Source organism: Bacillus sp. EKM202B (genome assembly GCF_011066025.1).
Lineage (GTDB): Bacteria > Bacillota > Bacilli > Bacillales > Bacillaceae_G > Bacillus_A > Bacillus_A toyonensis.
This window is the reverse complement of sequence record NZ_JAAMNK010000012.1, coordinates 61,669-75,101: the sequence shown is the minus strand read 5'-3', so window position 1 is coordinate 75,101 and position 13,433 is coordinate 61,669. Positions and strand designations below refer to the sequence as shown.

Genomic DNA, 13,433 nt, shown 5'->3' with positions numbered 1-13,433 from the left:
ATTTGAAAATTTGCAAGTTGTGTAGAAAACGCCTTGTTTTTTACTATATCAAAATACAATAAAAAACGATCATTATTCTTTACCAACGAAAAACAATTTCATTTTAGTTGAAGTAATTATCCCTACTTAAAAACTTTAATATAAAACGCATTTTAATTAAATTGTATTACTTTAATGGAAAGGTGAAACTATGCAAAAGTCTATTGTTTCAAATATTTTTTATAAAATACTACTCAATACGTTTAACATTATACTTCCCATCTTAGTTGGTCCATACGCATACCGCATGCTAGGAGCCAATTCAATGGGAACTGTTAACTTTGCTGAAACTATTTTTAATTACTTTTTCATATTCGCGGTTTTTGGTGTATATCAATATGGCTTACGTGAAGTTAGCTTAATTAAAAATGATAAAAAGAAAGTTTCTCAATTATTCACAAGTCTCTATGTAATTAATGTTACAACTAGCCTTTTAGCTTTATGTGCTTTTTTAGCCTTTAGTTATATTGGATATGGAAATGAAAGCTTATTTCCTGTTCTTCTTATTTTTGGCTTCAATTTTATTTCCAATCTATTTTATGTGGAATGGTTCAATGAAGCATATGAAAATTATGACTTCATCACTAAAAAAACAGTTATTGTTCGACTAATTTATGTTGTACTGCTTTTCTGCCTAGTTCATGGAGTGGATGATTATAAAACATTCGCAGGTTTATTAGCACTATCAACATTTTTAAATCATTCTATTAGCTTTGTATATGTGAAACGCCAAGTTAAGTTTGATTTTTCTAACTTAACCATTATCCCGCATTTAAAACCGTTGCTATTAGTCGTCATTTTTTCAAATGCTAATATTTTATATACACAATTAGATCGTCTTGTGTTAGGTGAATACGCCGGAAAAGCAGAGGTCGCTTACTACGTTATGGCTTTTCAAATTATGACCATTATTAATACACTTATGTTAAGCGTTGTACAAGTAACAATTCCACGGCTTTCTTACTTATCAGGAAATGCATCTGAAAGTGAGTATGAATCTTTGTTAAACAAAATTTCAAAAGTGTATTTTATTACCCTATTTCCCGCCGCAATTGGTTTAATGCTCATTGCTCACGGAGCTGTTGTCATTTATGGTGGATCAGAATTTGCTGGGGCTGGTAATACATTAATTGTGTTCGCTTTCTATATGATTACAGTTGGTATTGAATCTATTTTATCGAATCAAATTATTTATGTTAAAAAGAAGGAAGGTATTTTAGTACGCTTCTTATTCATTTGCGGGTTTATTAACCTAGCATCTAATATTGCACTAATATTCTTCCATGTGCTTACACCAGCGACAGCAATTTTCACAACTACAATTGCTAACAGTTTATTAATTGTACTTGAATATATTTATGTTAAAAAGAAATTAAAAGTGAATTATACATTATTTGATATGCAAAAACTTAAATATCTATTTTATTCACTAACATTTGTACCAATAGCATTCGTTATTCGTATGTTCGTATCTGGACAAATACTACAAGTTCTCCTAGTCATGGTAGCATGCGGATTAACATATGCTCTTATCCTTTTCTTAACAAAGGATGAAATTCTCTTTACTCTAATAGAAAAAATACAAGCACGATTTAAAAAAGCTTAAACGTAATTCTTAAAGGAGCTGTTAAAATTGAAATTCTCTTTAATCATGGCTACTTGTGGCAGACGTGATGATATTCTTGACTTACTAAAATCACTTGAAAAACAAACTTACCAAAACTTTGAACTCATCGTAGTAGATCAAAATGATACTCCAATCTCGGATCTCTTTGATGAATATAAAGAAAAATTTTCTATTAACTACATTTATACACCTATTAAAGGGTTATCTAGAGCTCGAAATACTGGATTAAAAGTAGCGGATGGCGATATCATCGCTTTTCCAGATGACGATTGTATTTATGAAACAAATGTTTTAGAAAGTATATTAGAAACTTTCAAATCTAATAACGATGTTCAGTTTATATCAACAAACACTACTAATGTTGAAGGAACTGGTTCTTTAATACTTGCACCTAATACAGACATTATTCTTAATAACAAATATGGATTTTTAGGTCCCTCTTTTACACTATTCTTTACAAAACAATTTGTACAAGATGTAGGTACATTCGACGAGGATTTAGGTGTTGGCTCTGGAACGATTTATGGAGCTGGTGAAGAAACCGACTTTGTTCTACGCGGTATGAAAAAAGACCACACTGGTTTATTTAGAAAAGATCTGTTCGTATACCATCCTGTAAAAGAAGAAGTTATAAATGAACAATCATTAAAACGTGCCATTTCTTATGCTGGCGGTTTTGGCAGAGTGATTCGCTTACATTATGGATTCCCTTATTTCTTACGTGCTGTTGCTGCTGCCACATTCCGTATGACACAAAATATTTCTAATGATAAACGTAAATTCCATGCAAATCGTTTACGCGGGATTATTCGTGGATATTTAAAATAAACTCATATGAAAAAGGTGTAACCATTTCTATGAAATGGTTACACCTTTTATTTCTTTTGCATAGATAAGATTGTTTCCTCTAATCCTTCGCGATAAGATGTTTTAGGTACTTTCCCAATGAGCATTTCATATTTTTCTCCACTTAATACAACCGGTTTTTCTGTCAAATAGAGCATTTCTACATATTCTTTCATCTGCTTATCAAATAAACCCATTAACTTTATTATTCCTCTTTTTACGGTCATAACTTGTTTTGTATATCCCGTCAATTCGCGTATATATTGCATCATCTCTTCTCCGGTAATGACACCGCAACCTGGTATGTTCCACTGTTGTCCATAAGCCTCCTCACATAACGCTAATTCAACCATCGCTTTTGCGCCATCGGGCGTAAAAATATACTCGCGTGCAATTCTCTTATCTCCAACAAAGCTAGACACTTTATTTGCAAGTACGCCATGTAAAGTATGATGAACAAGTATGCTTTCCGCATTTGGACCGTAAAAATCAGGAAAATGAGCAATAAACATTTTGACGCTACTCTGCTTTGCCATCGCTTCAAGTTGTAATCGTATTTTCCCCTTCTTCGTATGAGGATTCTTTTCAGCATCTTCTTTAACCAGCCTTTGATTTTGCCTTCCATATGCATAAATATTATCAACGATCCCTAACTTACTATCACTCTCTTTTGCTACTTCCAATATGTTTCTTAATAGTTTATGTTGCTTCTTTTCCCAATCTGAATATGGGATATTTACAGCATGGAATATAACATCTACACCTTTCGCCGCATCTATTATATCCTCTTTTACAAATACATCTCCTGCTACTGTTTGTATATGTTCCTCTCCTTGAAATAAATTCTCCAACTTCTCCTTATTTCTTGCAAAGGCAACTACATCAATCCCTCTATTACATAACTCCTTTGTAATCGCATATCCCATTGCTCCTGATGCTCCCAGTACTAACGCTTTTCTCATCATAAGTTCCCCCTCTAATTAATTAACCACTGTTCAATTAATAACAAAAAGAAAATCACCTACATTAGAAGCGATTTTGAAATAAACTCTACATGCACTTGAGCAAGCCCCTTTAATTCTTCAAATGTTTGCCCACTTCCGCAATAATGTGCGACAAACCCATGTAATGATAAAAAGACAGACCATATCGTCATTGTATCTATTTTTTTATTACATAAAGAAAAAACAACCTTTGCAAATTTTTCATAACTAACATTTGGGCCGTCTGCCAAACATTCCTTTAACTCATCGTTTTTAATTAAAAACATAATTTCATAATGACTTTGATTTTTCAAACCAAACTCTATAAAACCAAATAAAACTGCTTTTAACTGCTCTTCTCGAGATAAGTTTCTTTTACTAATTTCATCTAACTTTTCATTTAACAATTGAAAGTCTTGTTCTACCATCGCATAAAAAAGTTCAGCTTTATTTTTAAAATGGTAATAAATTGAACCATGGCTATACCCTAGTTCCGTCGCAATTTTACGCATTGAAGTGTGCTGATATCCTTGTTGTACAAATAAATTTCTTGCTACGTTCATAATCATTTCTCTTGTTAACTCTTGTTTGACTGCTCTTCTTGGCGACATTTTTTATACCTCACGATTTAATTAACCACTGTTCAATTATATTATATATTTTTTCCAAAATAATGCAACTCCTTATTTGAAAAAATATACATTTTTGAAATGATAGCATTATATCGAAGAATTTAGTATCATGATTCAAGACACTATTTAGAATTGAACGGAGGACATTATGAGCTTATTAACTGTTGAAAAATTAGGCCATACATTTGGTGATCGTACATTATTTAAAGATGTATCCATGCGCTTACTCGCAGGAGAACACGTTGGATTAGTTGGAGCAAACGGTGTTGGTAAATCAACATTTATGAATATAATTACTGGTCAACTTATCCATGATGAAGGCCGAGTTGAATGGACACCTGGTACAAATTATGGTTACTTAGACCAACATACAATTTTAACACCTGGCCGCACAATTCGTGACATATTAGCAGATGCGTTTTTACCTTTATTTGAACAAGAAAAAGCTTTAAATGAAGTTACAGAAAAAATGGGAACTGCTACACCTGAAGAATTAGAAGAGCTTCTTGAGCAAATGGCAGAAATACAAGATGCTCTTGAAGCAGGGGGTTTCTATTTATTAGATATGAAAATTGAGGAAGCAGCGCGTGGTCTTGGAATTGACGCAATTGGTTTAGATCGTGATGTTGCCGCATTAAGTGGTGGACAACGTACAAAAGTGTTACTTGCAAAATTACTACTTGAACAACCAGAAGTATTACTATTAGATGAACCTACCAACTATCTAGACGTTGAACATATTCATTGGTTAACAAATTATTTAAAAGAATATCCACATGCATTCCTATTAATTTCCCATGATACGGAATTTATGAATAAATGTGTCGATATTATTTTCCATCTAGAGTTTACAAAAATGACGCGTTATACAGCGACATATGAAAAATTCCTAGAACTTGCGGAAATTAATAAAAACCAACATATTAATGCTTACGAAAAACAAAAAGAATTTATTAAAAAACAAGAAGATTTTATTGCGAAAAATAAGGCTCGCTACTCAACGACAGGTCGTGCAAAGAGTCGTCAAAAACAACTCGATCGTATGGAACGTATCGATCGTCCTGAAACAGCAATTAAACCTGAATTCTCATTTAAAGAGAGTCGCGCAAGTAGCCGATTCGTCTTTGAAGGAGAAAATGTAGAGATTGGATATACACATCCGTTATTACCAAAATTAACGATGACAATCGAACGTGGTGAAAAAATTGCAATCGTTGGATGTAATGGGGTCGGTAAGTCAACACTATTAAAGACAATTTTAGGTAAGATCAAACCATTAAGCGGAATAACAAGTCTTGGTGACTTCTTAAATCCATCATACTTCGAACAAGAAGTAAAAGCTGATAATATAACACCAATTGATGATGTTTGGAATACATTCCCTAGCATGGACCAACACCAAGTACGTGCAATGCTAGCAAAATGCGGTTTGAAAAATGAACATATTTCTCGTCCACTGAACCAATTAAGCGGTGGTGAACAAGCAAAGGTTCGTTTATGTAAGCTAATGGGAGAAGACAGCAACTGGTTACTATTTGACGAGCCGACGAACCACCTTGATGTTACAGCAAAAGAGGAACTAAAAAAGGCGATGAAAGCATATAAAGGAACAATTCTTCTTGTATGCCACGAACCGGACTTTTATGAAGATTGGGTAACAAAAGTTTGGAATATAGAAGAATGGGCTCAGCAAAAAGCTTAATTCTTAATAAATATCCCCTTACATGGTATATCATTTATACAAGGGGATATTTATTTTTCTCGATAAGCTGTCCTTCCAAACACATGTAAATTCTTATCCTTCAAATTTTAAAAATAAAAAAGCAATTGCTTCCAAAAGGTTTCATATGCTCCCTTTTGAAACAATTGCTTTTTTTATTTATCCTTTTACTATATCTACATCTCTTTTTTGTTGTATATATAATTAATACCAAAAGCAGCTAGAAGTATCATAGGTATTGTAGCTGAATAATGATATCTCGGTGCCACTTCTACTATCATTTGTGCCATTGTTAGCCCAATTGTATATAAACAAATAATGAAAAGTGAAGATTTATTTTTGTTTTTTATAGCTAATAATGCTCCGAACAATGAAGTAGCTAGTAAAAAGTAATAAAAAACATTCGTTATTATATTATATCGTACTTCATGATCTAGTCCTGGCCCTGCATATGAGACAGCTTGACTATCGTTACCTAAAAAGATAATAAATTTATCATAAAATAGTTTCCCGAAATCTATATTATCGTTTTTTATCCTCTTTTTAGCTTCTTCGAGCATTTGTTTTTGAGCATCGTCTGCGCTCCATCCTGGTTTATCACTGTAATAAAATAGTAGGTCTGAATCGGCTTGGTTCCATGATCCTGAAGCCGCCTTATTAAATCCTACATGAATATTGTACCCTGGTACTGATGCTATATCTTCACCTAAACGTAATGTTATATAATGATTTATTGCCGAAGAGAGCATTAAGTATGTAATAACGATAACACCTACATAAGTTATCTTGTTAATAAGCATCTTTTTATTACCGATATGTTTTGTATCTATAATAAACATCCATATTGCTAAAGCTATAATTGGTACTGCTGCAATTGGCCTTACCATATTCATTAAAGCAAGTAATACAGCTAATAGAATTGAGTACACAACAATCTTTTTAATAGTTATATTTTGGAATTTCTCATGAATAACTAACATAATTGCCCAAGTTAATAACAATATTGTACAATAAAACGGTTCTGAAATTGCAAACATATTATAAATTGTTTGCGATGGCAAGAGAATCCATAAAACACTCGCTGTTATAGCTGTTCTCACTCCACCAATTTTTCTAGCTATAAAATATATTAATCCCATTGATATTGTAGTTAAAACAACATTAATAATAGGTGGAATCATATAGCTTGACCCGAATATTTTTAGAAAAATACTTAAGAATGAAGCATAACCAAAAATATGTGGAAATAACGCTACATATCTACTGCTAATAACAAAATCTTGTCCTAACGCCTCTGCAGTATAGAAAAAGGTTGCATAATCACCAATTGGATGAATCTTGTAGGTAAGAATCCATGCCGATTTAACTATTACACAAAGAATTAACAATGCCGAAAGACATATTTTCTCGTTTACTCTTTCAAGATATAGCGATCCCTTTCTAAGTATAAAGTTTCCGATCGTACATAAAAATAAAAATCCGACTAGTATCATTACATAATTATATTTTCCAGTATTTGAGAAATAATCGAAAATTAATATAGCAACGAAAAAACTATAAATGCCATATACAGCACGCGTAGAAAAAGTTGATAACCCTGTTGAAAACCTTTCCACCAAAACTCACTCCTTAAACTATTTATAAAAAAAAAAATTATATTTTCCCAAAATATAATTTTATAGTGTCTATTCCTATCCATTCTATACTCTTTGATTAATGACGCACATTCAAAAAATATATTTGAATTACACTACCTGCTACTATACCTTAATATAATCATAATTTCCATATTTGATTTTATATTACGCAGTATTCAAATTATAAATAACAATTCCTTAATTATTAGAAAAACTATTCTATAATTTCAAAATAACATCCATTTAAAACATATAACACCTTAATACAAACTATGTTATAATTGGTAATTGTGAAATATAAACAATAACGCTGTTCACCTATTTTATTTATATATTCTATAAAAATGAGGATAATATTATGGAAAAACTCTTAAAGTTTGGTTTAGTAGGAATCTTTAATACACTCATTACAATTATTAGTTTTGGGATATTGGTAAAGCTCGGGATGAACTATCTTGTTGCGAATACCATTGCCTATTTAATTGGTGTTGCCAATAGCTATTATTGGAATAAAAATTGGGTGTTTAAACCTAATAATAAAAGCACGTCAATGTTCTTTAAATTTCTAACTGTAAATTTAATTGTATTGGCTTTTAATACATTATGTTTGTTTATATTAGTAGATAAACTTACCTTTAATGCATTTATTGCACAAATCTTCGCAATTGGTGTTGGAATGGTTATAAATTTTATCCTTAATAAAATTTGGACATTCAACCAAACTGAACAGGCTACCAATTAAACTTAAGCAACTTATTAAAACTACGGAGGATACAACATGGAAAAATTAATTTCGGTTGTAGTTCCTATGTACTTCGAGGAAGAAGTAGCACAGGAATGTTATAATCGTTTAAAGTCCGTTATGCTTCAAAATAATATTAATTATGAATTTGTCTTTGTAAACGATGGCAGTACAGATCGTACAATGGACATTTTATCTGAGATTGCAGCAAATGATTACCGTACAAAAATTGTTAATTTTGCACGTAACTTCGGACACCAAGTAGCTGTTACAGCGGGTATTGCTGCTGCAAAAGGTGACGCTATTGTAATTATAGATGCAGATTTACAAGATCCACCAGAAGTTATTCCTGAGCTTATTGCCAAATGGGAAGAAGGATATGAAGTTGTTTATGCAAAACGTAAACAACGTAAAGGTGAAACTTGGTTTAAACTTTTAACTGCTAAATATTTCTATAAATTCTTAAACTATATGTCTGATATCGATATCCCAAAAGATACAGGTGATTTCCGAATCATCGATCGCAAAGTTGCTGATGTGTTCAATCAAATGACAGAACGAAATCGCTTTATTCGCGGTATGATGTCTTGGGTTGGCTTCCGCCAAACGTATGTTGAATATGAACGTGACGAGCGTTTTGCTGGTGAAACAAAATATCCATTAAAGAAAATGATTAAATTTGCATCAGATGGTATCATTGCCTTTTCGACAAAACCGTTACGAATTGTTATGTCTTTAGGCTTATTATCAGTTCTCATTTCTATAATTGTCTTGCTGTATACAATTACTGTGAAAATCATCGGTGATGGTACTCAAACAGGTTGGGCATCCATTATGGTTGCTATTACATTCTTTAGCGGTATTCAGTTACTTGGTCTTGGAATCGTCGGTCAGTATATTGCTCGTATTTATGACGAAAGTAAAAACCGTCCGATTTATATCGTGAAAGAGACAATCAATATTGAACAAGAAGAGGCTGCACAGAAAAAAGAAAAAGTGAATGCATAATAAAAAAGGTAACAATGAAAACTATCATTGTTACCTTTTTATATTGTAATACCCCATAAGTCTCAAACGGAACTCTTTTAAATTTGGGTATACATCTAAATTAGACAACATCCCTTGAATGACTGGGACCCTTGGATTTGGCAATCTCATTTCTGCCTCTAAAACATCTAGCGTAATAAGTAATTCATCATCTTCTAATTGATCAGCTAATGTACGCTTAAAAACAATTATTTCTTTTAAAAAATGCTCCTTAACTTGTTCTTTAATAAGCTCTGATTTACAAAGAAACTCTCCAAGTCTTTCTTCATGTAAAACAGGTTCTTCCGAAGATTCTATAAGTCCATCTACTAAATGATCCACCCTTTTTAAAATAAAAGCCGATACATAGGACAAATCAATTTCTGGCGCTTGTAAAATAATTAATTCTAAATATCCACGGCAGATCCCTTCTACCATAATTACTAAATCTAATAAATACGGCATAACCTTGTCACCATAAATAGACAACAAACTATTTCGATAAAATGCATGAGATTCCAATTTCATCCGCATCATAAATTCTTCTACTTCTTTATTAAATGGAATAGCATTTTCCCTCGCATGCATAATAATAAATTCCTTATGCTTTTGTATATCATTAAACTGGCAGCACAATTGTTTTTCAAATTTTTCACGCGGTAATAGTGATTCTTTTTCAATATCCGTCATTTTATTTTGAATCTTGTCATAATAATATCGAAGTGTTGCTAATAAAAGCTCATCTTTCGATTTAAAGTATAAATAAAAAGCTCCCTTAGATATACCACAAGCTGTCACAATTTCCTGCACTGATGTCGCATTTACACCCTTAGTCGCAAATAACTTCATAGCCATCTCTATAATTAAGCGCTCTTTTTCTTTCATATCTTCTCTCCTACGTTTAATCTCGCATCATATTATAAACTCGAATTTGATTTTATTATACCATCTCTTTTCATTGACTACTGACCAATCAGTCAGTTATATTATGTATTAGACTGACCAGTTGGTCAATACGATATAAAGGGAGCGCAAACATGAACAAAATCATCAATTTCTCATTAAAAAATAAGTTCGCAGTTTGGCTACTAACCATTATTGTTACCATTGCAGGGATATATTCTGGGCTTAATATGAAACTGGAAACAATTCCTGATATTACAACACCTGTTGTAACAGTAACTACGGTTTATCCTGGTGCTACACCAGAAGAAGTAGCTGACAAAGTTTCAAAACCGATGGAAGAGCAATTGCAAAATTTAAGCGGTGTAAACGTTGTGAGTTCATCATCTTTTCAAAACGCATCTTCTATTCAAGTAGAGTATGATTTTGATAAAAATATGGAAAAGGCCGAAACAGAAATTAAAGAAGCTCTCGCGAATGTGAAACTTCCTGAAGGCGTAAAAGATCCGAAAGTTTCACGAGTAAACTTTAATGCCTTTCCTGTTATTTCGTTAAGTGTAGCAAGTAAAAATGAATCTTTAGCTACGTTAACAGAAAATGTAGAAAAAAATGTTGTTCCAGGATTAAAAGGACTTGATGGTGTTGCATCTGTTCAAATTTCAGGTCAACAAGTAGATGAAGTACAACTTGTTTTCAAGAAAGATAAGATGAAAGAATTAGGTTTAAGTGAAGATACTGTAAAAAATGTGATTAAAGGATCGGATGTATCTTTACCACTTGGCTTATATACATTTAAAGACACGGAAAAATCAGTTATTGTAGATGGAAATATTACAACAATTAAAGCATTAAAAGAGCTAAAAATCCCAGCTGTACCTTCAGCACCTAGCGCTCAAGGTAATCAAAATGCTGGAGCCGGTGCACAAACGCCGCAAATGAATCCAGCCGCTATGAATGGAATTCCAACAGTTACATTAGACGAAATTGCTGACATTAAAGAAGTTGGGAAAGCAGAATCTATTTCTCGAACGAATGGAAAAGAAGCCATTGGAATTCAAATTGTGAAGGCTGCTGATGCAAATACGGTTGATGTTGTAAATGCAGTGAAAGATAAAGTAAAAGACCTTGAGAAAAAATATAAAGACTTAGAAATCATCTCAACATTCGACCAAGGTGCACCGATTGAGAAATCGGTTGAAACAATGCTTAGCAAAGCAATTTTCGGGGCTATCTTTGCGATTGTTATTATTATGTTGTTCCTACGAAATATCCGAACAACATTAATCTCTGTCGTTTCTATACCACTTTCTTTATTAATTGCTGTTTTAGTTATAAAGCAAATGGATATTACCCTTAACATTATGACGCTTGGAGCAATGACAGTCGCTATCGGACGCGTTGTCGATGACTCAATTGTTGTTATTGAAAATATTTACCGAAGAATGTCGTTATCAGAAGAGAAACTACGCGGAAAAGATTTAATTCGTGAAGCTACGAAGGAAATGTTTGTCCCAATTATGTCTTCTACTATTGTAACCATTGCTGTATTCTTACCTCTTGGACTTGTAAAAGGTATGATTGGTGAAATGTTCTTACCATTCGCCTTAACTATCGTCTTCGCTTTATTAGCATCGTTACTAGTAGCAGTTACAATCGTACCAATGCTAGCTCATTCTTTATTTAAAAAAGAGAGCATGAGAGAAAAAGAAGTACATCATGAAGAGAAACCAAGTAAATTAGCAAACGGTTATAAACGCATACTTGCATGGGCTTTAAATCATAAAATCATTACATCAAGTATCGCTGTCCTTCTATTAGTTGGTAGTCTCGCACTTGTGCCGATTATCGGTGTAAGCTTCTTACCTTCTGAAGAAGAAAAAATGATTATTACAACATACAATCCAGAGCCAGGTCAAACATTAGAAGACGTTGAAAAAATTGCAACGAAAGCTGAGAAGCACTTCCAAAATAATAAAGACGTCAAAACAATTCAATTCTCATTAGGTGGCGAAAACCCAATGAGTCCTGGTCAATCAAATCAAGCAATGTTCTTCGTTCAATATGATAACGATACGAAAAACTTTGAAAAAGAAAAAGAACAAGTCGTGAAAGATTTACAAAAGATGTCTGGAAAAGGCGAATGGAAAAACCAAGATTTCGGAGCAAGTGGCGGTAGTAATGAAATTAAACTATACGTTTACGGAGATAGCTCGGAAGACATTAAGCCTGTCGTAAAAGATCTTCAAAATATCATGAAGAAAAACAAAGATTTAAAAGACATAGACTCTAGTATTGCAAAAACATATGCAGAGTACACTTTAGTAGCAGATCAAGAAAAGCTAAGTAAAATGGGTCTAACGGCCGCTCAAATTGGAATGGGTCTTTCTAATCAACATGATCGCCCTGTTTTAACAACAATTAAAAAAGACGGTAAAGATGTAAATGTATATGTAGAAGCTGAAAAACAAAATTATGATACAATCGATGATTTAACAAATCGAAAAATTACAACACCACTTGGCAATGAAATTGCTGTTAAAGATGTGATGACTGTAAAAGAAGGTGAAACTTCTAACACAGTAAAACATCGTGATGGTCGCGTTTATGCAGAAGTTAGTGCGAAATTAACATCGGATGACGTTTCAAAAGCATCTGCTGCAGTTCAAAAAGAAGTAGATAAAATGGATCTTCCTTCTGGTGTAGACGTTTCTATGGGAGGCGTTACAAAGGATATTCAAGAATCATTCAAACAACTTGGCTTAGCGATGTTAGCTGCGATTGCCATTGTATACTTCGTTCTTGTCGTTACATTTGGTGGTGCCCTTGCACCATTTGCGATCTTATTCTCGCTACCATTCACAATCATTGGTGCACTCGTTGCCTTACTAATCTCTGGTGAAACGTTAAGTGTATCTGCAATGATTGGTGCGCTTATGTTAATTGGTATCGTTGTAACAAACGCAATCGTGCTTATTGACCGTGTTATTCATAAAGAAAATGAAGGTTTATCCACACGTGAAGCATTACTAGAAGCTGGTGCTACACGCCTTCGTCCAATTTTAATGACTGCAATTGCAACAATCGGGGCTCTTATCCCGCTTGCATTAGGATTCGAAGGCAGCGGCTTAATTTCTAAAGGACTTGGTGTAACAGTAATTGGTGGATTAACAAGTTCAACGTTATTAACACTTCTTATCGTTCCAATCGTTTATGAAGTATTAAGCAAGTTTAAAAAGAAAAAAGTAAAATAATAAAAAAATAACCTCGCAATTAGCGAG

The 13,433-nt window shown here is 33.0% G+C and carries 10 protein-coding genes; 6 read left to right on the top strand and 4 right to left on the bottom strand.

Annotated features, from left to right (window positions below):
* Positions 1 to 190: 190 nt before the first annotated feature.
* Both G9F74_RS16055 and G9F74_RS16050 read left to right on the top strand, forming a co-directional pair.
* Positions 191 to 1,645: an oligosaccharide flippase family protein gene (locus tag G9F74_RS16055; protein WP_016107330.1), complete on the top strand. Its 1,455-nt coding sequence runs from the start codon at positions 191 to 193 to the stop codon at positions 1,643 to 1,645.
* 27 nt (positions 1,646 to 1,672) lie between these two features.
* Positions 1,673 to 2,494 (top strand): glycosyltransferase family 2 protein, encoded by an 822-nt coding sequence (locus G9F74_RS16050; RefSeq protein ID WP_016107331.1) that lies wholly within the window; start codon positions 1,673 to 1,675, stop codon positions 2,492 to 2,494.
* 47 nt (positions 2,495 to 2,541) lie between these two features.
* Here the strand turns inward: G9F74_RS16050 and G9F74_RS16045 are convergent, their stop codons facing one another.
* A complete protein-coding gene (locus tag G9F74_RS16045) occupies positions 2,542 to 3,477 on the bottom strand; it encodes an SDR family NAD(P)-dependent oxidoreductase (RefSeq protein WP_185157060.1) in 936 nt (311 codons plus the stop codon).
* A 56-nt stretch (positions 3,478 to 3,533) separates the two neighbouring features.
* Positions 3,534 to 4,106 carry a TetR/AcrR family transcriptional regulator gene (locus tag G9F74_RS16040; protein ID WP_016107332.1) on the bottom strand — a complete coding sequence of 191 codons (573 nt, stop codon included), beginning with the start codon at positions 4,104 to 4,106 and terminating at the stop codon, positions 3,534 to 3,536.
* Positions 4,107 to 4,275: 169 nt separating this feature from the next.
* Between G9F74_RS16040 and G9F74_RS16035 the strand changes: the two genes are divergently transcribed.
* Complete coding sequence (locus tag G9F74_RS16035; protein ID WP_016107333.1) at positions 4,276 to 5,829, top strand: ABC-F family ATP-binding cassette domain-containing protein; 1,554 nt, start codon at positions 4,276 to 4,278, stop codon at positions 5,827 to 5,829.
* A 194-nt stretch (positions 5,830 to 6,023) separates the two neighbouring features.
* Here G9F74_RS16035 and G9F74_RS16030 read toward each other — a convergent pair whose 3' ends face one another.
* Entirely contained in the window at positions 6,024 to 7,463 is a 1,440-nt protein-coding gene (locus G9F74_RS16030) for a glycosyltransferase family 39 protein (RefSeq protein ID WP_000439394.1), read from the bottom strand.
* A gap of 379 nt (positions 7,464 to 7,842) precedes the next feature.
* On the opposite strand from G9F74_RS16030, the gene G9F74_RS16025 reads away from it, so the two are divergent.
* Positions 7,843 to 8,226, top strand: coding sequence for a GtrA family protein (locus tag G9F74_RS16025; protein ID WP_000413274.1), 384 nt, complete (start codon positions 7,843 to 7,845; stop codon positions 8,224 to 8,226).
* A 36-nt stretch (positions 8,227 to 8,262) separates the two neighbouring features.
* Positions 8,263 to 9,234: a glycosyltransferase family 2 protein gene (locus tag G9F74_RS16020; protein ID WP_000413116.1), complete on the top strand. Its 972-nt coding sequence runs from the start codon at positions 8,263 to 8,265 to the stop codon at positions 9,232 to 9,234.
* A 30-nt stretch (positions 9,235 to 9,264) separates the two neighbouring features.
* Here G9F74_RS16020 and G9F74_RS16015 read toward each other — a convergent pair whose 3' ends face one another.
* Positions 9,265 to 10,137: a TetR/AcrR family transcriptional regulator gene (locus tag G9F74_RS16015; RefSeq protein ID WP_016107334.1), complete on the bottom strand. Its 873-nt coding sequence runs from the start codon at positions 10,135 to 10,137 to the stop codon at positions 9,265 to 9,267.
* A 152-nt stretch (positions 10,138 to 10,289) separates the two neighbouring features.
* Between G9F74_RS16015 and G9F74_RS16010 the strand changes: the two genes are divergently transcribed.
* Positions 10,290 to 13,406, top strand: coding sequence for an efflux RND transporter permease subunit (locus G9F74_RS16010; RefSeq protein ID WP_016107335.1), 3,117 nt, complete (start codon positions 10,290 to 10,292; stop codon positions 13,404 to 13,406).
* The last annotated feature ends 27 nt before the right edge of the window (positions 13,407 to 13,433 follow it).

What these genes read in the sequence shown, in the direction of transcription:
- G9F74_RS16055 (WP_016107330.1), top strand. Translation starts at nt 191, where the DNA reads ATGCAAAAGTCTATTGTTTCAAATATTTTTTATAAAATACTACTCAAT.
- G9F74_RS16045 (WP_185157060.1), bottom strand. Translation starts at nt 3,477, where the DNA reads ATGATGAGAAAAGCGTTAGTACTGGGAGCATCAGGAGCAATGGGATAT.
- G9F74_RS16040 (WP_016107332.1), bottom strand. Translation starts at nt 4,106, where the DNA reads ATGTCGCCAAGAAGAGCAGTCAAACAAGAGTTAACAAGAGAAATGATT.
- G9F74_RS16035 (WP_016107333.1), top strand. Translation starts at nt 4,276, where the DNA reads ATGAGCTTATTAACTGTTGAAAAATTAGGCCATACATTTGGTGATCGT.
- G9F74_RS16025 (WP_000413274.1), top strand. Translation starts at nt 7,843, where the DNA reads ATGGAAAAACTCTTAAAGTTTGGTTTAGTAGGAATCTTTAATACACTC.
- G9F74_RS16020 (WP_000413116.1), top strand. Translation starts at nt 8,263, where the DNA reads ATGGAAAAATTAATTTCGGTTGTAGTTCCTATGTACTTCGAGGAAGAA.
- G9F74_RS16015 (WP_016107334.1), bottom strand. Translation starts at nt 10,137, where the DNA reads ATGAAAGAAAAAGAGCGCTTAATTATAGAGATGGCTATGAAGTTATTT.
- G9F74_RS16010 (WP_016107335.1), top strand. Translation starts at nt 10,290, where the DNA reads ATGAACAAAATCATCAATTTCTCATTAAAAAATAAGTTCGCAGTTTGG.